15 protein-coding genes are annotated in these 23,892 nt (G+C 51.4%); 3 read left to right on the top strand and 12 right to left on the bottom strand.

Features of this window, described 5'->3' with window-relative positions:
* Window positions 1-237 precede the first annotated feature (237 nt).
* From AAF564_06135 to AAF564_06125, 3 genes are all read right to left on the bottom strand, one after another.
* Complete coding sequence (locus AAF564_06135) at window positions 238-1,767, bottom strand: phytoene desaturase (protein MEM8485107.1); 1,530 nt, start codon at window positions 1,765-1,767, stop codon at window positions 238-240.
* A 63-nt stretch (window positions 1,768-1,830) separates the two neighbouring features.
* The gene (locus AAF564_06130) at window positions 1,831-4,263 is read right to left on the bottom strand and encodes a carotenoid biosynthesis protein (GenBank protein MEM8485106.1); all 2,433 of its coding nucleotides are present in this window, start codon (window positions 4,261-4,263) and stop codon (window positions 1,831-1,833) included.
* Between the two features lie 24 nt (window positions 4,264-4,287).
* A complete protein-coding gene (locus AAF564_06125; protein MEM8485105.1) occupies window positions 4,288-5,250 on the bottom strand; it encodes a helix-turn-helix domain-containing protein in 963 nt (320 codons plus the stop codon).
* A 118-nt stretch (window positions 5,251-5,368) separates the two neighbouring features.
* On the opposite strand from AAF564_06125, the gene AAF564_06120 reads away from it, so the two are divergent.
* Genes AAF564_06120 through AAF564_06110 form a run of 3 tightly spaced genes read left to right on the top strand, consistent with a single transcriptional unit; the run spans window position 5,369 to window position 7,678 of the window.
* Window positions 5,369-6,901 carry an NAD(P)/FAD-dependent oxidoreductase gene (locus AAF564_06120; GenBank protein ID MEM8485104.1) on the top strand — a complete coding sequence of 511 codons (1,533 nt, stop codon included), beginning with the start codon at window positions 5,369-5,371 and terminating at the stop codon, window positions 6,899-6,901.
* A 30-nt stretch (window positions 6,902-6,931) separates the two neighbouring features.
* The gene (locus AAF564_06115; protein ID MEM8485103.1) at window positions 6,932-7,234 is read left to right on the top strand and encodes a lycopene cyclase domain-containing protein; all 303 of its coding nucleotides are present in this window, start codon (window positions 6,932-6,934) and stop codon (window positions 7,232-7,234) included.
* A 33-nt stretch (window positions 7,235-7,267) separates the two neighbouring features.
* Window positions 7,268-7,678, top strand: a complete 411-nt coding sequence (locus AAF564_06110; GenBank protein ID MEM8485102.1) for a lycopene cyclase domain-containing protein — start codon at window positions 7,268-7,270, stop codon at window positions 7,676-7,678.
* Window positions 7,679-7,704: 26 nt separating this feature from the next.
* Here the strand turns inward: AAF564_06110 and AAF564_06105 are convergent, their stop codons facing one another.
* From AAF564_06105 to AAF564_06065, 9 genes are all read right to left on the bottom strand, one after another.
* A complete protein-coding gene (locus tag AAF564_06105) occupies window positions 7,705-10,332 on the bottom strand; it encodes a sodium/solute symporter (protein MEM8485101.1) in 2,628 nt (875 codons plus the stop codon).
* Entirely contained in the window at window positions 10,329-11,255 is a 927-nt protein-coding gene (locus AAF564_06100; GenBank protein MEM8485100.1) for a dihydrodipicolinate synthase family protein, read from the bottom strand. Before AAF564_06100 ends, AAF564_06105 begins: the two co-directional genes overlap by 4 nt.
* Window positions 11,256-11,341: 86 nt before the next feature.
* Window positions 11,342-12,016 carry an acyltransferase gene (locus AAF564_06095; protein ID MEM8485099.1) on the bottom strand — a complete coding sequence of 225 codons (675 nt, stop codon included), beginning with the start codon at window positions 12,014-12,016 and terminating at the stop codon, window positions 11,342-11,344.
* 83 nt (window positions 12,017-12,099) lie between these two features.
* The gene (locus tag AAF564_06090; protein MEM8485098.1) at window positions 12,100-13,020 is read right to left on the bottom strand and encodes an ATP-binding protein; all 921 of its coding nucleotides are present in this window, start codon (window positions 13,018-13,020) and stop codon (window positions 12,100-12,102) included.
* 97 nt (window positions 13,021-13,117) lie between these two features.
* Window positions 13,118-14,248 (bottom strand): tRNA guanosine(34) transglycosylase Tgt, encoded by a 1,131-nt coding sequence (tgt, locus tag AAF564_06085; protein MEM8485097.1) that lies wholly within the window; start codon window positions 14,246-14,248, stop codon window positions 13,118-13,120.
* A gap of 32 nt (window positions 14,249-14,280) precedes the next feature.
* Window positions 14,281-14,889, bottom strand: coding sequence for a hypothetical protein (locus AAF564_06080; GenBank protein MEM8485096.1), 609 nt, complete (start codon window positions 14,887-14,889; stop codon window positions 14,281-14,283).
* A gap of 6 nt (window positions 14,890-14,895) precedes the next feature.
* Complete coding sequence (locus AAF564_06075; protein ID MEM8485095.1) at window positions 14,896-16,299, bottom strand: AI-2E family transporter; 1,404 nt, start codon at window positions 16,297-16,299, stop codon at window positions 14,896-14,898.
* A gap of 86 nt (window positions 16,300-16,385) precedes the next feature.
* On the bottom strand, window positions 16,386-21,527 hold the full coding sequence (locus tag AAF564_06070; GenBank protein ID MEM8485094.1) for a translocation/assembly module TamB domain-containing protein: 5,142 nt from the start codon (window positions 21,525-21,527) through the stop codon (window positions 16,386-16,388).
* A gap of 9 nt (window positions 21,528-21,536) precedes the next feature.
* Window positions 21,537-23,738, bottom strand: a complete 2,202-nt coding sequence (locus tag AAF564_06065) for a BamA/TamA family outer membrane protein (protein ID MEM8485093.1) — start codon at window positions 23,736-23,738, stop codon at window positions 21,537-21,539.
* Between the last annotated feature and the right edge of the window lie 154 nt (window positions 23,739-23,892).

Genomic DNA, 23,892 nt, shown 5'->3' with positions numbered 1-23,892 from the left:
GGTGGGGCAAACATATGTACGGTAGGGGTTGCGCCCCGTTTTACTGTTCGTAAACAATGTCGACCGGTATGCCGGCTTCCTGGGGGCGTGCCAGATCAGCTTTCAGGTCGTCGCCTTCTACTGCGTATTCTGCAACAAAAGCCGCTACGGCACAAAACATAAAAAAAGCACACCCGCCAGTGACACAGATGTGCTTTTTAAAGAAGACAAGTTGAAAGGGGATGCCTAACCCGTTGATCAGGTCAGGGCCGGGGCTTCAATTTTAAGGTCATGCATCACGCAGCCTGCAGTGGCTTCTGCAGACAGAATGACCCCGGGCACCCCAGCGCCTGGATGTGTGCCAGCGCCTACAAAGTAGAGGCCGTCAACATCTTCACTGCGGTTATGCGGCCTGAAATAAGCAGTCTGGGTTAGCTTGGGTTCGATGGCAAAAGCATTGCCTTGATAAGCATTCAGCTCGCTTTCAAATTCCAGCGGGGTGAAGATTTTCAACACTTCCAGATTCTCTTTTAGCCCATCCATGCCCCAGGCCTCGAGGAAATTGAGCACTTTGTCGGTAAACGCTGTGCGCTCCTTGTTCCAGTCCGTTTCTGAAGTAAGGTTGGAGACCGGGATCAGGATGTAGATACTCTCACATCCCGGAGGCGCCATATCCGGATCACTTTTGGTTGGCGCATGCACATACATGCTAAAGTCATCCGGGAGGGGGGCGTTGTCGAAAATATCGTCGACCAGCCCTTTGTATCGTTCACTGAGAATGAGGGTATGGTGCTCAAGCTCGGGGAATTGTTTTTTGACGCCAAGGTACAGCAGGAAGCAACTCATGCTGTACTTGATTTTATCCAGCTTTTTGTCGGTCCATTTCTTTCGCCAACGCGCGTCGATCAGATGTTTGTAGGTGTGGGCAAAGTCTGCATTGGAGACCACTACATCTGCCGGCATGTATTCGTTGTTAACTTTGACGCCAGATGTTTTACCGTTTTCAACCACAATTTCCGATACTTCAGCATCGGTTTGTAGTTTGCCGCCTTGCTCAATGAAAAGCCGCTTCAGCGCATCGACTACGGTATACATGCCGCCTTTGGTAAACCATACGCCTTCAACCCTTTCCAGGAAAGGAATCATCAAGTAGATGGAGGGAGCCCTGAACGGGTGTCCACCGATAAAGAGCGGGTGGAAGCTGAACATAAACCGGTGCCGAAAATCTTTGAAGTACCGGTTTACGTAAGCCGTTACAGGCAGGAATGCTTTAAGCTGGAGGGCGCGGGGAGTAAAACGCAGCATAGAACCCGGCGTATCAAAAGGTTGAGCGCCGAGTTTTTTGGTGATGACCTCGTCATAAATCGGGGCGATGGCAGCCATAAAATCATCGTAGCGATCTGCATCACCTGGATTGAATTTTCGCATTTGCGCCTTCATTTTCTCGGTATCACCCGAGTAATCGAAGTACGTGCCATCGTGGAAATAGACGCGGTAGTAAGGGTCAAGTGGGATGAGGCTGAAGAATTCAGATGCTGAACGCCCGGCTTGCTGGAAAATATCATCAATGAGGGCCGGCGCGGTAATAAGGCTGGGGCCCATGTCAAACAGATATCCTTTTTCTTCAAACTGGTAGGCGCGGCCCCCTACTTTAGGGCGTTTTTCCAGCAGGGTTACCTGCATGCCGGCTGATTGAAGTCGGTTAGCAATGGCAAGCCCGCCAAAGCCGGCGCCGATTACAACAGCATGCTTGTCTGCACCTTTATCTATATCATGGGAAGCAATCATGGGTATGTACGTGCTTAATCATTAACAGTAACAGCCACCTGGTAAGGCGTACCGTTAGCGAAGTTACCGTGAGGCAGTCGACATCCTGGGGGCTTCTTGCAAGATCACATGGAGTGATGATCGCTCTTCCTGGCTTAAATTGCTGTTGGATGCGACAAACTCAACCATATCGTAATACAGTTGTGAAGGGTAGGATGCGCGTGCGTCGGGTAACAGGTAGGCCAATGCTTTAAAATCCTGGGTTACTGTGTCGCTGCGGCCAAGGAAACGTGGCAGGTAATAGCAGCTCAGTAATCGCAGGTAGCGGATTTCAACTTCAACCGGATGCCTTGCAACCAATGCATCAAGCCTGGGCAAACCGTTCCGGAGGTGTTTCATTTTCTTTAGCGGCCAGAATGCGTGTTTTGCGCGGAGTACATCAAATGCGGCGGCATAAGCTTGAATGGCCGGCGTTTTGTCGTCGACCTTTTCAATAAGCGTCATGGCCTGAACAATCATCGCCTCGTTTTCGACGGCCGCAATATATTTTGCACGTAACTCCTCAATGACAGACTCGTGCATCAAAACCACCTGCTGTTGTAAAACTGTTAGGTTAGCGGTGTGGGTTCGACCGTGCGTGGCAAACGTAGCCTGGTTTATAAACAAGCTCTGGATAAATACCAGCAGGACAACAATAATCGAGAAAGGGATCTGCTTACCGTTTCCCATATTTTTGTCTGCTACGGGCAAAGACTGGTTTGCTGGTATAAACGGTCTTTTCTGCGTTTTTCTGAGCCGGTTGAGTGCGCGCGCGGCAAGGTAAATTTTCTCATACCACCGGGTGTAGGCCCTGCGCTGGAAATTATTGTATTTGTTACGTCGAATGGAGCGATGAATACCTTTGTACACCTCGGATGCAACAGCAGCTGCCCTGGCAAAAGAGGGTGGAATGGCAGAAAGGCCGCGGAAGGCAAAGTTGTAATCTGCCTCTGCGCGTTCGAGGAGGTCTTCAACAAGAATTTTGTAGGCTTCAGTTGGGCGGAGCGTGCCGGCTTCCATGGCCAGTAGTTCGTCTTTCGTTACGCCATGTCGCTTCATTAATTCGGCCGGCAAGTAGAGGCGGTGCATTCGCAAGTCCTCTCCTACGTCTCGCATGATGTTGGAAACCTGCATTGCACGACCAAGCGCAGCAGCCCGGTCGAGTACTTCTTGTTCACGTACACCAAACAGGTAGCACAACCAGATCCCAACAACAGAAGCTACGCAGTACGTATAGCGATCTAGCTGCGCCATGGTCTGCAGTTCTACTTTGTCGAGGTCTGAACGTACCCCTTCGATCAGGTCGCTGATAATTTGGTAAGGCACGCCCGATTGCACGGAGCGTGTCATCAATTCATCCAGCCAGGTGATATTGGATGGAATACCCTGGTAAGAAAGGTGCACCCGCCGTTCCCATTCTTCCAGTTGTTTCAGGGCCTCCTCTTTTCCATTGCGAACACCATAGATATCTGCAATATCATCTGTAGTCCGGCAAAAAGCATAGAGCCTCGTTACCAGGCGGTGTTGTTCAGGGGAGAAAAAGCGCGCTGCAAAAGAAAAGGAGCGGGAGTGGTGCATGAAATAATCGTTCAGCTCTTCCGTTTCGAGCGCTTCGTGTAATGGCTTGGGGCCATCGTTGTCGGCGCCGGGGAAACGCACCGCTTTGTGATTGATGTAAAGCGCACAAAGCCCCATTGAAACGACGGTAAGCCCAACGCTCCACCACAGGCCGGCCACAACCACCATAACCATCGGCATCATCAGCACGAGCAGGTAATACTTGACCATCCATGAAGCAGAAAGCCTGGAGATCCAATTGTCGACCTTTAACAAATAAAGTGCTGCCATGAGCACGATACCGGTGAGTAGCCAGCCGGCAAGATTGATCCACGGCATACCATAATAGGTGCCGGTTTCACCCCATTGCCAGTATGGGGTCAGGTAACTCATTGCCGGGTCGAGGGCGAGGTCCCATAACATGAGCAATAAGCCACCGAAGCCAATGCGCTGCAAAAATTGTTTGCTGTTCGGGAATGTGATGTAGGCCAGAAAATACGACGGCAACGCCATGGTGAACCAACTCAACGGAATGAGTACCGGGACAAGGTCGAGCCATTTGGGGCCAAGCAAGGAAGTATACGAATAAGGGCCAAAAGGCAGACCCGTTGCCGTGCCTGTAAGCTCACTGCCAAGGCTGATAAGATAAACTGCTGCAAATCCGCCCAACCACCGCAATTGCACGCGGTACGTCAGATAGATGCAAAGGCAAAGCGCCGTTAACAGAATGTGCGTCTGCGCAAAAAAGGTGAACGATATACTGAAAAATTCGGCAAACTGCGGGGTGTGTTGTAACAGCTGTGGGTGCCGGCCAAACGTCGCGTATCCGATGCCTGCAATGGCAGTAAATACGAAAAGAATGGCAAGGGGCCACCTGGTGGCCCAGGCGCTGCCAGAAATAGATCTTGGGGATTGCTTCATAAAAAAAGGGCTACCTGAATAACGCTATACAGTTACTGATTTCGCGTATTGATCGAGCCATTGCGTAAATGCATTGGTGGATCGATAGGTGTTGATTTCTATGAAAGGAGGCCGCTCCAACTGTAATCCGGCATTGGGAGGGAAATCGTATCCGCCAATGGCCAGGTGGTAAGGATGGCTTGGGTTGTAGAATCGACTCAATATCTCAATAAATCTTTCTGCTTCATTGATCATGCTAGCCGAGACAAACGAGATACACACCAAAGATGCATTATGCCTAGCCTGCAACTTTGCCAAATCGTCTGCCGGCACATTTGCGCCAACATAGATTGCTCTCCAGCCTCTTTCTTCGAGTATAATCCGAATGGCATGGGCGCCAAGGTCGTGCAAGTTGCCTGCGTTGCATCCAACCACTGCTACGGGTTGCGGATCGATCGTTTGTCTGCTTCTGCCGCCTTTCTTGCTACCAACACGTAGTTCAACAGGATTCAGACGAATCTCATGCAAAATATCACGGACAATTTCCGTCATATGGTGCTCAGTCCCGATATCAAGCACGTTCGACTGCCAGTCAACACCCATTTGTCTTAACGCCCGAGAAATCAACTCATCAAACAGCTCACTGAAAGAGATGCCCTGCTCCAGGCAAAATTTAACTAAATGTGTGAACAATTGCTGGTTCTCCTGGCGGAGCCACGTGTATCCCTTATTGAAGAGGATGTCATAATTCTTCTTATTTTGCGCATTCCTTAACCCACGCCACACAAGCTGTATTTCTGGAAGGAAATGGCTGAGTGAACAATGCAAGTTGCGGGTATCTGCAAATTCAAGCAGTTCGTGCAGGCTAATTCTGCGATGTCCGCCCTCGGTGACATCGCACGGAATTTTACCTTCTTTGCACCAACGCTTGACAGAAGACTCATGCACATCGATAAGTTGTGCAGCCTGCTTTGTGGTTAACAGGTTCTGTTCGGCTATTTTAGGCATGTGATCGAAAATTTATTTCCATTTATATGTGTGGCAGAAATAAAAAGTTCACTTTGCTATTTTGGTCGTAACGTGTGTTTTTTTGTAAAAATCTCAATGGAGCGGAAAAGAGGACGATATGGACTTTGATGTGATTGTTGTTGGGGCAGGACATAATGCCCTGATTACTGCAGCATATCTGGCAAAAACAGGTTATAGAGTGGGGGTATTTGAGCGACGGGATATTATTGGTGGCGCAGTGTCTACCAAAGAGCTTGTATCGGGCTATCAGTTTGATTTGGGAGGAAGTGCGCACATTCTAATCCGCCTCACGCCCATTATTGAAGAGCTAGAGCTGGAGAAATACGGCCTCAATTATCTCGAACTTGATCCCTTGTTTTTTGCGCCTTTCCCGGATGACGATGCCCTGTTTATTTATCGGGATGTCGACAAGACAGCCGCCGGCATTGATGCGAAGTTTCCGGGAGAAGGATCGGCATATCGTCATTTTGTTGATGAGTGGCGGCCTTTTGGTGAATCGGTGCGAGAGATGTTTTTGAGTGCGCCTGGACCCTTACAAATGGGGCGCATGATGATGAAAGGGCGGACCCCCAACTCTACGTGGCAGGAGGCCTTGCAGAAAATTCTGAAACCGTACGGCGATGTAGTCGATGACTATTTCAGCGAAGAAAAGCTGAAAGCAATGCTGGTATGGATGGCTGCCCAGTCTGGGCCGCCGCCAACGGAACCCATCACCGGTCCATTTGTGTTGTGGCAGGCGCTGTACCACGTGGGCGGCATTGCTCGGCCACGCGGTGGTTCGGGAATGTTAACACAAGCGCTTGGGAAGTTTATAGAGGCACATGGCGGTCAAATTTTTGTGAATGCGCCGGTTGATGAGATCCTGGTAAAGCATAGCCGTGCCGCCGGCATTCGGGTGAATAAACAGGTCTACACATCGCGTGCAATTGTGTCGGGAACCCACATTCTCGAAACCTTTGGCAAATTGCTCGATACCGCCCACCACCCTAAAGGTATAAATCGGTTACGGGTTGGGAATGGATTTGGCGCGATTCTGCGCCTGGCGCTGGATAAACCGGTCAGCTATAAAGCGAGTCCGGGTATTGAAGCACGCACGGCCTTGCAGCTAATTTGCCGCGATCGGCAGCAAATTAACGCCGCATACGGTGATTACCTCGCCGGGAAACCTGCATCCGATCCACCCATTGTAGCCATGACCTTTAGTGCGGTAGATGATACATTGGCACCACCAGGAGGAGAAGTGCTGTGGCTTTGGGGACAGTATTACCCATACGAATTGGCAGAAGGCGACTGGGATACGCGCGGGGATGCTGTGGCTGATCGGTTGCTGGATACTTTTGAGGCCTATGCACCGGGCACACGCGATTCGGTGGTAGGCTCTCTCTTTCAGCATCCCCTGTACCTCGAACGCGAGTTGGGCTTGTTTAAGGGCAATGTGATGCATCTTGAAATGAGTATAGACCAGATGTTTGCGTTGCGTCCACAACTTGGCATGGCCGGCTACAAGTCAAACATCAAAGGCCTTTACCTCACGGGGGCCAGTACCCATCCGGGTGGCGGCATCATGGGCGCTTCCGGCCGTAATGCCGCCACGGTAGTTTTAAAAGACCTCGAGAAAAAACGTGTTTAGCACCCTTTTACCCACCCAATTTTCGACAACATGACGTACCTCCAGTTTCACTTTGTATTTATTTTGCCGGTCATTTTTCTGCTGGCGCTAGTTTACCGCCGAACTGTTGCTGCTGCAATGAAGTCTTACTCACTAAAGTGGATGTTTGCGGTTGCCGGCATTGCACTTATATACACCACAGCGTGGGACAACTACCTGGTATATCGGGGTGTCTGGGGATATGGACCCGAACGCGTGATGGCTACCATCGGGTATGTACCCATCGAGGAATACATGTTTTTCCTCTTGCAGCCCCTACTGACGGGTTTATTCTTTTATATCCTCGTGTTGTGACGCCAGGAATCATTCACCGCCGGCCCTTCCAATATGCCTCGTATTGTCGGCGCCTTGATTTATCTCCTACTTGCTATTGCTGGTATCTTTCATTTCGCCCATGATTCGGGTTTGTACATGGGGTTGATTCTGGTGTGGGCGCTTCCTGTACTGGCCGGACAGTGGGCTTATGCGGGCAACTGGATTTGGGCAGAACGCAAGCTATGGTTCTGGAGCACTATCATCCCAACCATTTATTTATGGATAGCTGATCGGGTAGCGCTCGAACTGGGCATTTGGTATATCGCTGAGGAATACACCACCGGTTGGCACTTGTTTGGGTTGCCTATTGAAGAAGCCACTTTTTTTCTGGTTACCAACCTGCTCGTTACGCAGGGATTGTTTCTTTTTCTGCATATCGGTGATCCGGCAAGGAAGTCGGCTGAACCCGTTGCTCAGGTATGATTATGCGTAGCTATTTAAGGTTTGGTTTAGGCTGATGTATGTAAAGCCGTCTCTTTACTGAATACGGTGAGCCCCTGGGTGTCAGGTAGTGTTTTTGCAGGAAATATCAGGCTGCTGATCCAGCCGGCGATAAAACATATAAGCGTACCTACAGCGCCAAAAAGCAGGCCGTTTATCGATGTGGCAAAAGTCAGGTATCCGAGGCAGGCCACAGAAAATGCGGCTCCAATCCATGCATGCCGAGCGGTTGTTCTTGCGGTGAAAATACCGAGCGAAAACAAGCCTCCCAGGGTGCCTAGAAAGAGTCCGGTAATATCGAGGAAAATCCGCCACATCAAACCGAGGTCCCAGGTTGCAATTAGCATGGCACTGGCGGTGCCAAGTACGCCGAGCAGCACGGTGATCCAGCGCGCGAGGGTTAACCAGTTGATATTGTTATCAACTGGTTTAAATCGCTGAATGAAGTCGGTTGTAACTGCTGTCGAGATTGCATGCATGGACGAGTCGAGGCTGGACATCGCCGCGGCAAATACGCCGGCGATTACGAGCCCGCCAAGTCCTGCCGGCATTTCCTGCACAATAAACCACGGCAGCAGTTGATCTATTTTTTCGATGGGGGCAAGACTGGCTGGAAAGTCGATATAAAAGACAAAAAGTGCTGTGCCAAGGAAAAAGAACAACACTGAAGCGGGTACAGCTACCAACGCACCCGTCCATATCGCCCGCCGTGCTGCTTTTTCAGATGCTGTTGTCATGTAGCGTTGTACAACAGCTTGGTCGGTTGTATAAGGAAGCAGATTGGCAAACAGCATCCCGAGAATAATGACAAACAAGGAATCTGTCGTCAGGTCCCAGCCCGGATTGACAACAGTGAACTTGTTGCGCGCTTCAGCCACTTCGATGATTTGTGCAAAGCCATCAGGAAGCGCGTTGCCAATAATGAAGAGCGCTGCTATGGCGCCTCCAAGGAGCACAAAGACCTGGATAACATCTGTCCATATAACCGCCTCCATGCCACCAAGTACGGTGTAGAGGGTACTGAGCAAGCCCATCAAGCCAATGCATAAAAATAAGTTGAGTCCGGTGACCGCACTCAGCGCGAGTGCCGGCAGGAGCAGTACAATGCCCATGCGGCCGAGTTGAAAGAGGATAAAAGAAAGTGAACCCAGCAAGCGTAAGGAGACGTCGAATCTTTTTTCCAGGTATTCATACGCGCTGGTAACATCCAGCTTTCTATAAAATGGCAGGAAGAAAAGAATGACAATGGGTGCGACGAGTGGGATGCCCATGTTTAGCAGAAAGCGGGTCCAGTCGGTTGCATAGACTGTGGCCGGGATAGAAAGGTAGGTGATGGCAGATAGCATGGTTGCAAAAATACTCAGGCCGGCTGCCCACCACGGCATTTGTTGTCCGGCCAGGAAATACGCGCGGGCAGACGTAGTTTTTGTGGCGAAATAGACGCCCATTCCGACAAGCAGCAGCAGATATACGCCAAGCACAGCTGCGTTTGTAGTGCCAAATGCACTACCCACTGTACGCCAGTTGCCGGCCCAAACGAGGGGCGTCCGTACACCTGGCCTGATTTCGCCGGTAGGTAAAACGTAAGCATCTTTCCACAATACAATCGGCGTTGTTACGGGTGGGTAGAAACCGGCATTGCGGTTTGGCCCGAGGTTTTCTGGGATCTCTTTTGGAAACGTGCCTTGCTGATGCCAGGTGTCTGTTGAATGGTTGTATGCATATAAGGCAGGAGAAAATCCGGGGTGATTGTCGCGCAATATGGCGGCCTGTGCAGCATGTTGACCATCGTCTCCCGGTAGAAAGAATAGATGGGACGCCCCAACAGGTATTGCCGGCCCCGGGGCTGCTACCATGGCCTGTGGTGTGTCTCCCAATTGCTCCCAGGTCTTTAGCGCCGGATTGTATCGGTAGCCATCAGTGAGTAACTGGCGGGCTGGATTGCCGGCCTGGTCTGTTGTGAGTGCTGTGCCACTGAAGAGGTAAAGATGTTGCGAGGTTTTTGCCATTACGGGCAGCATTCTGCCCGGCCCCGGCCACGCCGGCAACGTTTCCCATTCAGGCTGCGGTTTTGAGAGGTCTAACGCCCAAAACGTGTGCATGGCTGCTGTTGCATCGGGGGTACTGATGCCGCCGGCGACATAAATGGTTTCCCCGAGCAGCACGCCGGCGCCAAATGCCATTGGGCCGGGCAAGTCTGGCAGGTCCGTTTGCTGGATTTGGTTGCCATCCCATTCGAGCAGGAAAACGCTGTTGAAGTGCTGGTTGGCGTCCCCCCCTCCAATGCACACGACCCCATTTTGCCAGGTTATGGAGACGCCGTATGCAGATGGTGTTGCCAACGAGAATCCGGTTTGCCATTCGCCGTTTGGTTCGGGCAAGAGGTAGATCTGGTTGTGCCACACTTTTGGGTGTCCATCAAAATTGGAGCCGGCTGGGAAGTTGGCACCGCCGGCTACCAGGAGGGCATCATGGGTTACGCCAGCAAAAACGCCGGCAAAACCAAAGGCATCTGGCAAAGGTGTGAGTTGTTGCCATTGTAGTGAATCAGAGGAGATCCCAACCGTAAATGCATCGGCTTGCGGTGTCAGAAAGAAGAGAATGCCCGAAAACAGGGCAAGCAGCGTCGATTTCATTTTTCCGGCGGGGTAAGCTGTACAGATTTAAAAATACCGAGCTGACGCACTTCTTCGAACAGTTGCCCTTTTTGAGTTGAAGAAAGGGGCTTTAGCGGAAGCCGGACTGGGCCGCAGTTAACACCCCGCATCTGCATGATGGCTTTGCCGGCCTGCATTACCCCATATTTAATGAGGACTTCAACAAGCGCAACCGCATGGCCTGCGTATTTCCCAGCTTTTTCTATGTCTCCCTCCTCATATGCTTGGATCATGCGCACATAGTTTGGCGCTGCGTAATTGTAAGTGCTGCCTACTGCGCCCGTTGCGCCCATCGCCATCGCTCCGAGCAGCATTTCATCCGAACCGAAAAACATGGTGTAACGGCTGTTATCGAGTGTCAGGCAGCTTCGAAATTGCATGAGGTCACTCGTGGAGAACTTGATGCCGGCAAGATTCGGTATGCGCGGGCCGGCTACACGAAGAAAATCGGGCATCGATAGCGCGACGCCAGTCATTGAAGGGATGTGGTAATAGTAAAACGGGAGGTCCGGGGTAACACGCGCGATGGTTGCGCAAACATCAACAAGGGTGGTAATGTCGGCCGGTTTGAAGAAAGATGGGGCTAACGCGGCTGTTGCGTGGGCTCCTGATGCTTTGGCATGTTCCGCGAGGGCGCAAGCTTCATGAAGTGCATTGTGTCCCACGTGTACAATAAGCGCAAGGTCTGAATCAGTAACCGAGGCCCAGGCTTCGGTAAGCGCCTTGCGTTCGGTGAAGGTTAAGGAGGCACCTTCACCGGTGGTCCCCCCAATGAAAACCCCGCGGACGCCTTCTTTCCGGAGCAGCGCGGCCTGTGCTTTTACGACATCAAGATGCAGACGGCCATCGGAATGCATAGGGGTATGGGGAGCTGCAATCAGCCCGGTAAGTTTCTCGACCATAGCAAGTAAAAGCAGGTGTTTTCACTGATATTACTTGCTGAATATAGTCGAAAATGCCTAATCGCGTATAACGTGGCTATGGGATATCACAGGTAACGTGAAAACCAGCGCGCCATAAACTGCATATTCCAACTCTCATCGTCGCTTTTCTTGCCTTCGAGCAAAATCCTGGTGCAAGGGTGCGGTGCTTGGCGCAGGAAATTGAGTCCAGCTGCAAGGTTTTTGCTTTCATGGCCGGTAACTGTGCGGTGGGGTGTGCCGCCACTGAGTAACAAAGTGGGCAAAGTTTCACCCCTGTTGGTCATGTGAATGGAAATGGGCCACCAGTATTTATCCGGGAAAATACGGTCGAGCCGTTTCAGGTTGTTGGTATCGATGGGGAGGAGGCCGGCTTCCGGCGGGTGTAATTCCCCTTCCGGGAAATAGATCAGAAAGCTGTCCTGATCGGTTGCGAGGCGTCGTGCTGTTTTGCGAATTGTTGCGAGCAGGCGAGCCGGGTCTTCGGATGGGAAAGGATATGCGCCAACCGCTGCAAAAAACGGAAATCGGTCCCAATCCTCCATCCACAGTAGCGTATCCCTTCCTAAAAGTCGCTGGGCCAGCAGCCACATCACGTACCCGTCATAAAAGGTGTGATGGTTGGCATAAGCAACAATGGGTAGATTTTCTTCAAAGGAAGGCTCAGGGCCAACCCAGCATATCCTGCGAAAGCCTTTTTTGAGGCTAGACAGCATAATGCGCGCAACAAGTTCCTTAACCATTTACCTGTAACAGAGCTGAATAACAAACCTTAAGGTAAGGTATTCTTGCGGCTAGAATGTGGCTGCTGCGACAGGAGGCGAGATTAATCGCTAAACGGCGTAGGATCTTCTATTTCTACGATAGCTTCCCCCTCAACATCTTCGTCGAACGGTATATCATCGCAAAAGTAATCGAGAAGCGCCTGTTCGAATGTAAGGCGGAATGTGGTGCCTACTTCAATGGAACTGTCAACTTCGATTGCACCGTTCATGGTACGAATAAACTCCAGGGCGACGGCCAGCCCGATGCCGGCCCCTTGCTCGATGAGACGAGCCATACGCTCGTCCCGCGAATACCTGTCGAACATGATGGCTTTGAACTCCTCGGTAATGCCACGGCCCGTATCGATGATTTCGATTGTGTAGGCCTCTTGTTCTTTGAGGGTTGAGGCAACAATTTGGATGGTAATGCTGCCTTCCTCGGTGTACTTGATGGCATTGAGGATAAGGTTGATCAGGACCTGCCGTAGCCGCACTTCATCAGCAGCGATATAACAAATCTCTTCGTTCAGATCTGCAGACAGGGTGATCTTTTTTTCGAGGGCAAAAGGGTACAGTTGGTCAATGACCTGTGTAATGAGCGGTTGCAGCGCCACAGGAGATGGCTGAATAGCTAGTTGACCCGCATCGAGTCTTGCGAAGTCGAGGAGGTCAGTCACGAGCTCGAGGGAAAGCTCGACATTGGTCAGGATTGTCTGGAAGAATTCTCGGTGATGCGGCGCCAGCACGGTGCCGAGTTCGTCGTAAAGTATTTGTGTATAACCGAGAATTGAAGCCAGCGGTGTACGTAATTCGTGGCTAATGGTACCCATAAACTGAATATTGGAAAGACGCGGGCGTTCAGGGGCCGGCTGTGCAGCTTTGACGGCTTTCAGCGCTTCTTCAGCAGCTTTGAGCGCATCCAAAGTTGCATCGCTGGCTGATGCCACTTCTGCAAAAGGATCGTGTGCAGGTGTTTCTTTCACTTCAGTCTCCACGGATTAGGTACCTTTAAAATTTCGACGCACCGTGGGCATCCTTAAGCATCTGATATGTTAAGTTTTGTCCGTTTGCACAAGAAGGCTACAGGCGCCGGCTTACGCGGGGTTGGATCTCGTTTTTCCATGAAAGAAAGCGGCCCTCCATAATGGCTTTGCGCGCCTCTTTCATGAGCCAGAGGTAGAAAGAGAGGTTTTGAATTGAAGCAATTTGTAATCCCAGAAGTTCACGCGCGACAAAAAGATGGCGCAGATATGCTTTTGTGAACGTCTGTGCGTGATAGGTATGCAGGCCCGGATCAATAACCGAAAAATCCTCCTGCCATTTTTTGTTTTTAATGTTGATGATGCCTTCAGTGGTGAACAACATGCCGTTTCTACCATTGCGCGTTGGCATTACACAATCAAACATGTCAATTCCGCGCGCCACGTTTTCGAGCAGGTTAGCCGGGGTACCTACACCCATCAAGTAACGGGGTTTTTCTGGAGGGAGAAACTGATTTACAACCTCAACCATCGCATACATTTGCGGTGCAGGTTCTCCTACAGAGAGGCCGCCGATGGCATAGCCCGGGAAGTCCATTTCAACAAGCCTGCGCGCTGAATCCTTGCGCACTTCTTCGAAGATGCCGCCCTGCACAATGGCAAACAGATGTTGTTTGTGGCCGTATTTACCTTCAGTTGCCGCAGCATGTTTTTGGCATCGTGCGGCCCAGCGCATGGTTAGCTCATGCGATTTTTTTACGTATTCCAGGGAGGCGTCAGCAGCAGGGCACTCATCCAACACCATCATGATGTCTGATCCGATAGACCGCTGCATATCTACAACAGACTCTGGCGTAAACTGATGCCGTGAGCCGTCAATGTGGCTTTGAAAGAGGGCACCTTCTTCTGTGAGCTTGCGCCGGCTGGCCAGTGAATAAATCTGAAATCCACCAGAATCTGTGAGAATCGGGCCGTTCCACTGCATAAACTTGTGGAGCCCTCCTGCCTGTTCGAGCAAGTCAGCCCCCGGGCGCAAATAGAGGTGGTAGGTGTTGCCCAGTATAATCTGGGCGGTTATTTCCTTTTCCAATTCCTGGGGAGTAACACCTTTAACCGAGCCAACAGTCCCGACCGGCATAAAGATGGGTGTTTCAATGGGGCCGTGATTTGTGTGTACTATGCCGGCGCGAGCTTCCGTAGAAGGATCGCGCTGCTCCAGGTCAAAACGCATGCTGCGAAGGGGGAAATTGCAAAGGGGACAGCCTAAAGGGTAGGACTAAGGCTCGGAAAAACGATCTTTTCCGACTGAGGTTGCAATGCGTTGAGTAATTCTTTCTGGTCTTGATCGGAAAGGCCGAGTATAACGGGGCCACCTTTTGTAGAAATGAGGACCAATGCTGCTGGCATTTTCACTAAGAAAGCGCGGGTACCAAGGTACTTGGCGTAATGCCGGTGATACCGCTTTGCCGGGATCAAGGTGGCAGAGGTGATGTCTTCTGTTGGGACAACCGCCTCCCGTTTCCCTTGTTTGATGTAAAGCCCGCGTCCTGCTTCGTGTTTTACCATTAACGCCGGCTTAAATCCGAGCAGGCAGCCAAATAGGAAAAGGGCGCCCAGAGCCAGTTGCCCTATCCAAAAGCCCATGGTTACGGATTCCGGATTGGTAATGTCGTTCGATGGATTTATCAGGATTGCCTGCATGACTGCCCAACCGAGATAGTTGGCGATCACAAGGCTGAAAAACACTGCAGCAAACGTCAGGATAAATACCCCTTCTGCATAGTGCTGATCAGTGATCCGGTTCCTGATTTGTCGACCGAGTAGCGAATAACCGATGTGGAATCGGCGTTTTACAAAGTAGGTTTGTGACAAAGCGTTTTATTCCTCTCCTAAGCCTGCGTGCGTAGGGTAATACTGCTCATGCTCTTTGCGTTGATCGGGGAATGAAAATGTTACGCGCTCAAGATCAGGAGGGTTCTCTGCCGGCGGAGGTCCATGCTGAAACAGATCCACGGAGGCAATAGGCGGGTCGAGGAATCCGGATAAGTCCAGTGTGGTTTGCTGCCGCATCGCATCGTAGGCGGTGATAATAAGCGCCATCAGGGGAACGGCGATGAAGAGGCCAAAGAAGCCAAAAAAGAAGCCAAATACAAAGAGTGACAGCAAGATTACCACGGGGTGCAACCCTACGTGGTGGCTCAATATTTTCGGGACGAGGATGGCTTGCTCTAGCAGCCCCTGGCCGAGCAATACCGTAACAACAATAATTATGTCGACCAGGCCACGTTCTCCGAAGACCAGCGCAATGCCGATAGCGGTAAGCATGGTGATGATTGCGCCGAGGCTTGGGATCAGGTTGAGCAGGCCGGCAAGAATCCCGATTAGCAGCGCAAATGGGATGTCGCCCAGCATCAACGCTACTGAAACGATACAGGCAGTGATGGCGCTGATGGTCAGTTGACCGCGCAGATACCGCCCTACTATTTGGCCGGCCTGAGTAAGGTAATTTTGCTGGCCGTCTATGGTAGGCAGCAGATACTTGATACCGTTCTTGATGATGCGGTAATCTTTCAGCGTATAAAACAGGATGACCGGGGTGATGACGATAATGGTCATGAACCCGAAAATAGATCCAACCGAAAACAGCAGATGCTCAAGGCCGCGTGGTATGCTACTGGTCAGGTAGTTTAGAAAGCTCTGAATCGATGCCATGGTTTGGCTGATGAGTTCTTCTTTCTGTTCGGCACTGCCCACCAATTCATCGAGCAGCGTAGACGCCAACAACCATTCATGGAATACTTCGATGCTCATCAACGCGCGCGTTCCAAGCGCATCTAATTCCCCAATAAGATGGGGAGCAAGCAGAAGTACGAAAAGGCCGATAACGCTGATCAGCAACAGCGTAACCACCAGCGATGAAATACCTCGCGGGACTCCTTTGCGATGGTGTAGAAATGCCACGAGTGGGTCGAAAAGGTAAGCAACCAGGTAAATACTCCCGAATGGGATTAGAATTGCACGGAGCTTGTGCAAAAACCAGATCGCCAGTAAAAACCCACCGGCCAATAAAATAGCTTGCACAGACCGGTGGTGGCGTACCGGCCACAGTAAAATAATTCCTGCGCCGGCAATTATTGGGGGATTAAGCATACCCTGCATTAAAAACAGGAATGCTATAAACAACAGGGCACCACAGACGGTCAGCGTAATTTCAAGCGCCGTATAGCCAAGAATAAAGGCTGGTTCAGGGCCTTTGTGTTCATGGGGCGTTGATGACGACATCCGTGCAACGAGGAGTTGAATGGGTTGATGAGAGCTTTCCCATCACGGATCGAAAATCATACCCCCTTTAAAGGCTTGTTACATTCTTAATATGAATGGTGCCACAGGAGGTTAATTTGCAGGACAGATTCACCGCCCAGGAGCCGGAGGAGTAGTGAATCAATTAATTCCAATTCAAGGGTGATTACGGTGCCTTCTTCCCGGGTTGACGTACCGTCGCTATCCGCTGCGCCAATAGGCTGGCTTACGGCTGTGAATATGCGCGGGGTGACGTATTTGCCGGCTGTAATGGTTGCGCCACGCGCATTGTCCTGCGGTTCAATCTGGATCACATCCAGTTCAAGGCCTGAATCCTGGAGCAGGGACTCAATGGCGCCCGTTAACAGGCCAACGCCCTGGTTGAGTGCAAAGCCGGCACCGGTTGACGCAAGCGATTGTGAGTTGATACCGCCGAGTTGAAGCGCTTCACTGGCTGGCTGGCCGGTTGCGATATACGACAGGATGTCTGTTAACTCCATCGTCGGCTCTGCTCGCAGCGTAAGGTTCAGGTCTTCTACTTTGCCGTCAGCATCCAGATAGATGGTTACTGCATTCTCATTGCTTCGCCGGGCAGGGACTTCGTATCGCGCTTCAAAATCGAGTTGTGGATCAGTAGCTGGCCCGTTGAACGTCAGGTTGCCCAGCGTTATTTCAAAGCGTTTGCCGAACTGGTTGATGTAGCTACGATCAGGAATGATTTCAATATTGCCAAACGCGCTGTATTCTTCATAAGGCACTTTGCTTACGTCGAGCTCTCCGGAGAACTGGATATTCATCTCAGGATTTTTGTTGGAGCGTATCCATACATCCCGGCCAAACAGAATTTCCACGTCCATTTCCAGTGCATCAAGGAAGTCAAACGTTGTTGTATCTGCGGCACTCGCCCGAATACCAAAATTCCGTTCGAGCATCAGCAAATCTTCTTTGGTGAGCTGCACGTTGAGATCAGCCAGTTCGGAAGACGTGGATTCATTGAGAAATAGGTCTGCGCTGAGTACTGTTACATCTCCATTGAGTACCGGCGCCTGGAGTGTACCTGTCAGGTCCATTGCACCTGAAGCTGTCGCCCGGTATTCCCGCGTATCAATGGCCAGAAAATCTGATGCCGTCACATCTATGTTAAGGATGGCGCTGGTGAGATCACTCAACTCAATTGAGCCGTTGCCCGATACAAAGCCCTCCCCGGATCGCATGGAAGCGTTTGTAAGCTGGATGATGTTGTCATTCAGGGCAATATCTGACGAAAAGTCTTCGTAGGTGACACCCAGGATTGGTGATCTGATTTTTCCATTGACGAGCCGGCCAGCGCCTTCCAGGGTCGGGTCCTGTGCAGTACCCTCAATCTTGATGTCAGCCGTCAGGGAGCCTTCGAGCCGGTTGAGCAAGGTTGGGTCAATGAAAGGCAAAAGCCAGTCTATGGCCATTGAATCAGCTGCAATCGCAAAATCGACGCCTCCTTCCATCGCGACGTTCTGGGAAATGCCGGCGCCCGTTGTGGATGCTTCCGGCGTTGTCAGCGACAGGTCGACAGGAAGCACCCCGTTTACGCTGCCCACCTGTTTGCCTGTCTGCGTTAACGAGGCGTCCAGGTTTAACTGCAAGCTGTCATAGTCAACTTCAATCGACAGGTCGCCGGCGGGTTGATCAAACGCAACCAGCGCCATGTTGAGCGTACCCTCGAGTATAGGTGCCGCAGCAGGCCCCTTGAGGTCAAGCTGGCTGGTGACCGGTCCATCCAGTCCGGTGAAGCCGAGCAGGTCGGCCACAGTGCCTACGCCGAAATTTTTGATATCCAGCCGCAGGTCCTGCTCCCCTTCCAGATCGATCACGCCATCCAGTTCGATATGCTGGTCGCCGCTTTGCATCAGGAAGTTCTCAACGGCATAATAGGGGCCAAGCGTGATGCGCGCAGACTCATTCAGCGACCACTGGTCTTCATCAAGATTAAGGTTGATGAGGTCCAGTTGAACTTCCTGACCTTCTTTATTTTGCATCAAGCGCCCCGAAACCTCGACGCGCCGGTCTTTATCGAGCCGGCCATTGGTTGCAAAACGGATTGCCGTTGTATCGTACGTTGCTTCCAGGTTGATTTCCTCAAAGACAAACCCCGGAATAGAAACGGCTGTGATTTGCCCCGTTACATCGGTGTATGAAAGGGACTGCGCTGCGTCAAACTCGCTGGTGACGCGTGCATCGAGCTCTCCAAGATGAAAAGTGTTGAATACAAACCCATTCCCATCGATGCGGGTGTCCATGCGCAGGTTGTCTGCTTCGCCAAAAATCCGTGTGCGCAATGTGCCTTCTTGTGCCGAGATGAGTGATGCCCCAATCAACGGGGCAAGCGGAGCGAGATCCTGTAAGGTTGTCACCATGTTGAACGCTGAAGCACGCGCATCGGGTGGTAGATTGCCGTTGTTATCCAGGACAATAGGGCCGCTGCCATTTGCCAACGCTACATTGGAAACGGCCAGCAAGGTGTCAACCATTAGCCGGCCATCATCAAGCGAGAGGTCCAGCGCAAGGGTATCGATGTTGACCTCGCCATAGTGGCTCTCTGTGGCTGTAATTTTGCTGTTCAGGGAAAGGTGCTTTACTGAAATGCTATCCGCATTGTCAAACTGTCCGCTTCCCTCCATATGCAGATTGAGGCCCGAGGCAACCGAGTCTGCTCCGATTAGGCCGGCGAGATCGAAGGCCGTTGTTTTACCAGTGAACGTGAATGCGGGTGCTTCTGCAACTTGCTGTAATGCGCCTTTAACGTCAAACAAGCCCTCTTCAAACACAAATGATGATGACACAGCCGCTTCGTTTTTGAAAAGACTGAGGGTGGATCTGCTCTCGCTAAAGCTAAAGTTGTTGATTTGTGAAGGCGTCAAGACCAGGTCGACGCGGGCTGTCATGTCTGCCAGTTTTGTGCCCTGGCCCGATAGCAACAGCGCGCCGTTGAGGTCTGTTGAGAGGGAATCGATGCCGGCCAACGCTCCGACGTTGATGCCTTGCATTTCGCCGCGCGAAATCTGATATGTCGGCGAAGATTGTAGGGAAGAGATCCGACCACCCAATGAAGATTTGCCTTCTGGCAGGTTGAGGGCAAGGTCAATATCAAGTGTGTCTGCATGCATGGCAATCCATACACTGGCGTCGTTGATTTCCTGTCTGTTTAAACGCGACGCTTGCAATTCTACCTGCCCGGAAACTGTGCGCACAGCAGGCGCAGTGCCATTGCCAACCAAAAAGAAAGAACCGTTTAATGCAGATGTCTGTGCAGATTGCGGTGCAAATTGCCCAATGTCGAGGTTGCTGAATTGCCCTTCTGTAATTTCATAAGACAGGTTATCCTCTCCCAGTTGTACCTGGCCGGCGATATTAAACGACCCTGGCCCCAGATTTCCATCACCCACCACGCTAATCTGATCTTTGGCCCAGGTGGCGTTTAGCGCTGTATTGGTAACTGAAATTGAGTTGTAGGCGATTTCGGTAAAGGTTGATCGAAGAATTACATCAATGCCTCCATCTTTAGCGACTGTACCAGCTAGCGCTGCTGTTGCTGTAATTGCAGATGACGTAGTGTCTCCAAGTACAGCCATCAAATCAAAATTATCAAGGGAAAGACGTAGCGTATCTACCTCGATTTCGCTTCCCAATTGGGCAATGCCTTCAGATGAAACCTGACTTGCCGGGCCGTACAGTTGCAGTCCGAGTGTTAGCTGCTGATCAGATAAATCGGCGTTGAGGGTGCCGTTGGATACCTGGTAATCGTTAATCCGCGATGGTGCCAGCTCAAGTGTGAGGCTTGTCGCGGCATCTGCCAAAGAAAAGCCGTTGCCTTCAAGTTTTATCGCCCCATTGAGGTTGGTGTCCATGGTCTGTTCAGGGAGAAATGGACTGAGGTCTAATTGTGCGACATCACCGGTTAAGTTGTATGCGGGTTGCGTGCTGAATGGGGCGAGGGTGCCGGCAATTTTTAAGGAAGATGTCTCTAATCCCGTAACGACATCAAGGGTAGCTACCCCGTTGTCAAACGTCAGATTGACGGCCGTGCTGTCGAGTGAATAGGTCTGTATAGTCGACTCAACCAGCGTCAGGTTGCCGGTGCCATCAATGGTTTTGAACGTTTCGCCTGACAATAACGCCTTGAGGTCTGCGTTTAGATCGGCAGCCAGATTCGGATTCGTCGTCAGGATTTTAGGATTGAGGCCGCGGATGTTACTTGTAAGTGCGATGTTACCAATACCGCTTTCCTGTTTCTGCCACGTGCCGGCCAGCTGAATATTCGCGCCGTCGGAGAAGCTTACGTCGGCATCAGCGATCAACTGGTTGCCTGCGCCGGCAACTGATCTGCCATCAACAGCGATTGTCATCTCAACCTCTGCACCAGGTTGTAGCGAGGGTGCAAAAAGGCGAATGTCATCAAAAGAAAGCGGATCTGCAGAAAGGGACAGCGTATTCTGGTAAAGTAACGAGTCCGCCGTCGTTAGATAAAGCGTACCCTCGCCTACTACGTTGCTTCGCGAAGAACTTAGTTGCAGACTGTCGAGCGCTAAGGCCGCGCCGTCATATTGTGCAGCAAGCCACAAATCCACCGGCTCGTGTGTGTCTGGTACCCAAATTTCGCCGGCCAGGTGTTCGAGCGACATTGTGAGGCCCTCATCCAACGTGAGTGGCGCAAGCAAGAGCTTGAGGTCCCGGATGTAGTAAGTTGAATCGGTGCCGGCGGTATACGTATGTGCTGCAACTGTGCCCCTGGTTATCGAGAGGTGGTCGAATTGCACATAAGGTGTTGCTGCTGTGGTGTCGCTTTCCGGAAGAACGTTCATCAAATCCCATGATGCATCTTCGATCTGTGTCATCCGGATCTGCGGTGAGGTGATGGCCAGTTTCTCAAAGACGTATGTGCCGCGGAGTATTTGGCGCAGGCTGTATTCCAGGTCAACGTGCTCAATATCTGCCAGTAGTGAGTCGTTCTCAGCTGTCAGTTCAATGGATTCAATGCTGAGACTGCCAAACGGACTGCCGGAGATTTTGTCGATGGTGAGCGTCGCACCGGGGAAGATATCCAGTTGCCTCAATACCGTTTTGCCAACCAGCGTTAACCCCCAACTGGTATGCAGCAAAAAGAGCAAGAGCAGGCAAACCCCCAGGAGGCCGAGGGTTGGGCGCACGAGATATTTATAGAGTTGCGGTTTCACAGTCTAAAATCAGAAAGCCTGTCCTATGCTGATGTGAAGCCCAAATCGGCGTAAAAACTTTTCTTCGGGTGGCGTAGTGCTGAACCCGTTCTCAAAGAGGAACGCATCCTCCGGATTTGTAAGGTCGGCTGTAGTGGGGTTGAGCTTATAGGCGAGGTCCACCCGAATGAAACCCACAACGGTCTGATACCGCAAGCCGGCTCCCACGTTGTAGCGGAAGTCACTGAATCGGATGGCGCCGTTACTGACCTGTCCGAAATCAAAAAAGGTAGCGCCCTGCCACGCTGGCCCGAAGCCGGGAATACGCATACGGGCCTCCAGGTTGCCGATGAGTTTGGAGGTGCCACCGGTGCGTTCATAAAAGAAGTTGTTGAATTCCGGGTTGCCGTTGGCATCTGTTTGCACGACGCCGTTGACAACGCTGGTATCTGCACGGGCAATTTTGGGCCCAAGCAACTGGAAGTCCCAGCCGCGTACATCGTTGCTGCCGCCAGCGTAAAAGAATATGGGATCAAACCTGTTTTCATAGAGCAGGCACCGATCAGCCACCGCACCGGATAACGCAGCATCTTCGATACAAATACGATCTGAAAGTGCCTCGCGGCTATTGCCAAAGGTCCAGAGTTTACCGCCGAAGAGCCGGCCACTAAGCATGAGTTTGCGGTTGATCGGGATATATCCTGTGGTCTCAAATCCTACTTTATTATACTGAACACCTGAGGAAAATAGCCGTCCGGCTGTTTCAATGACGGGTTTGAACAGAAAGCCCCGGCGCGGATTGAGGTAATTGTCGGTCTTGCCAAACGTTGCACTTACTGCAAGCACGCTTTTGCTATAGATGTCGCGAGAGAGCGTACTGAGGCTAGACAGATCCAACCGGCTCAGCGACTGGCTGAGGGTATACTGAATACTGATAGGGCGAAAAGGGAGGACTTCGTAGATCAGTGTAGCATTGAGCCCCAGTTCTCGTCGGTTGATGTCGAGGAATTCGTTGCTTGCAGCCAGTTGTGGGTCGTTCTGGAATTCGATGAACGGCGCAAAAATACCTGAAAGGCGCGTTGTAAACAGATAAGGTTGACGGAGTGCTACGGAGGTCCGGAAAAGCCGCGCCGGCAGTTTGCCTACAACATTGTTTGCGGTAAAAGAGGTCGTATTCCCCAAAAGGCCTGTATTGGCCCGCAGGTTGATTGATAAGTTGCGTGCGCTGCCGAGGAAATTTCTGTGGGTCCATTCACCTTCGAGCCCGAGGCCTTCCTGCCGTGAGTATCCTGTTTCGGCAGAGAGGTAGCGCCTGTTGGCTTCATTTACCCTGAGCCTTACCTGTACCGTGCTGTCTTCTGGTTGCTCTGGTACATCGGCAAGGGCAACGCGGAACAGGTTGAGTCCGAATAGTTGTTGCTGCCCTTCTCTTAGTTTTGTGACGGAGTAGCGTTCGCCAATTTCAAAGGGAAGCTCCCTGAGCAATACCTGGTTCGAAACGGTTTCATTGCCCTGTACCTCAATGGATGAGAAAAATCCCATCGGGCCGGCATCAACAAGGTAGGTGAGTTGAATGTCTTGCCGTTCGCCTGTGGCCTGCGACTGCGCTTCTACGCGGGCAAAAGCATAGCCATGATTTTGAAACCACTTCAAGATCAGGTCCTGTATCCGAATCTGTTCGACCTGGGTAAACCTTTTGCCTGTATTCGAGGAGAGTGATCGGCTAAACTTTCGCCAGTTGGACTGCAGGGATTCGGGTATTTGGGTGATGATACTGGCGCTGTCTGTCGCAAGCACATCAATGGTTTCCAGGTACTGCGGTTCTCCTTCCCATACAGCAAATATGACATGGATTTGGTTTTCTTCAGCGTCATATTGTGATGCTGAGTAAGCCACACGCGGAAAAGGGAATCCGTTTCTTTGGTAATACTGCCGTAGCCGCACAACATCTTTTTGTAGCTCGATAGGATTGAACGGATAGGCTTGTTTGCGGCGAAAAGGGTTGAGTCCGTTGAACCTGTCCCAAAAAGTTGGTGCAGAGGTTACCAGTTGTGGCAAAAGGGTTGCCGGCTCGAAGGTGCTGTTGCCTTCGGGAAACTTAAACGAGATTTTGCGAACCGTTGTCTCGTTATTCACCAGATACAACGCGTCCTGCGCATAGACCTGCAACTGACCAGCAAAGTGAACGCTGATCAGCAGCATCAGAAGTATAAAAGGCTGCTTTAAGGTCATTTTTGTGGGGACGGCGGTGCCTGGGCGGCTATTTTGCGTACGTAGCGGTAAGCCCGAGTTTGGGTTCTACGCATTAATGCAATGATGGAGCCAAAGGCCGGCCGGATAGGCAGCAGCGCAGCGTTGCGTGGGTAAATGGGATTAGGGCATGTGG

This window comes from Bacteroidota bacterium, assembly GCA_039111535.1.
In the GTDB taxonomy this organism is placed as follows: Bacteria; Bacteroidota; Rhodothermia; order Rhodothermales; family JAHQVL01; genus JBCCIM01.
The sequence above is the reverse complement of the archived record's forward strand: the minus strand, read 5'-3'. Positions and strand labels throughout refer to the sequence as shown.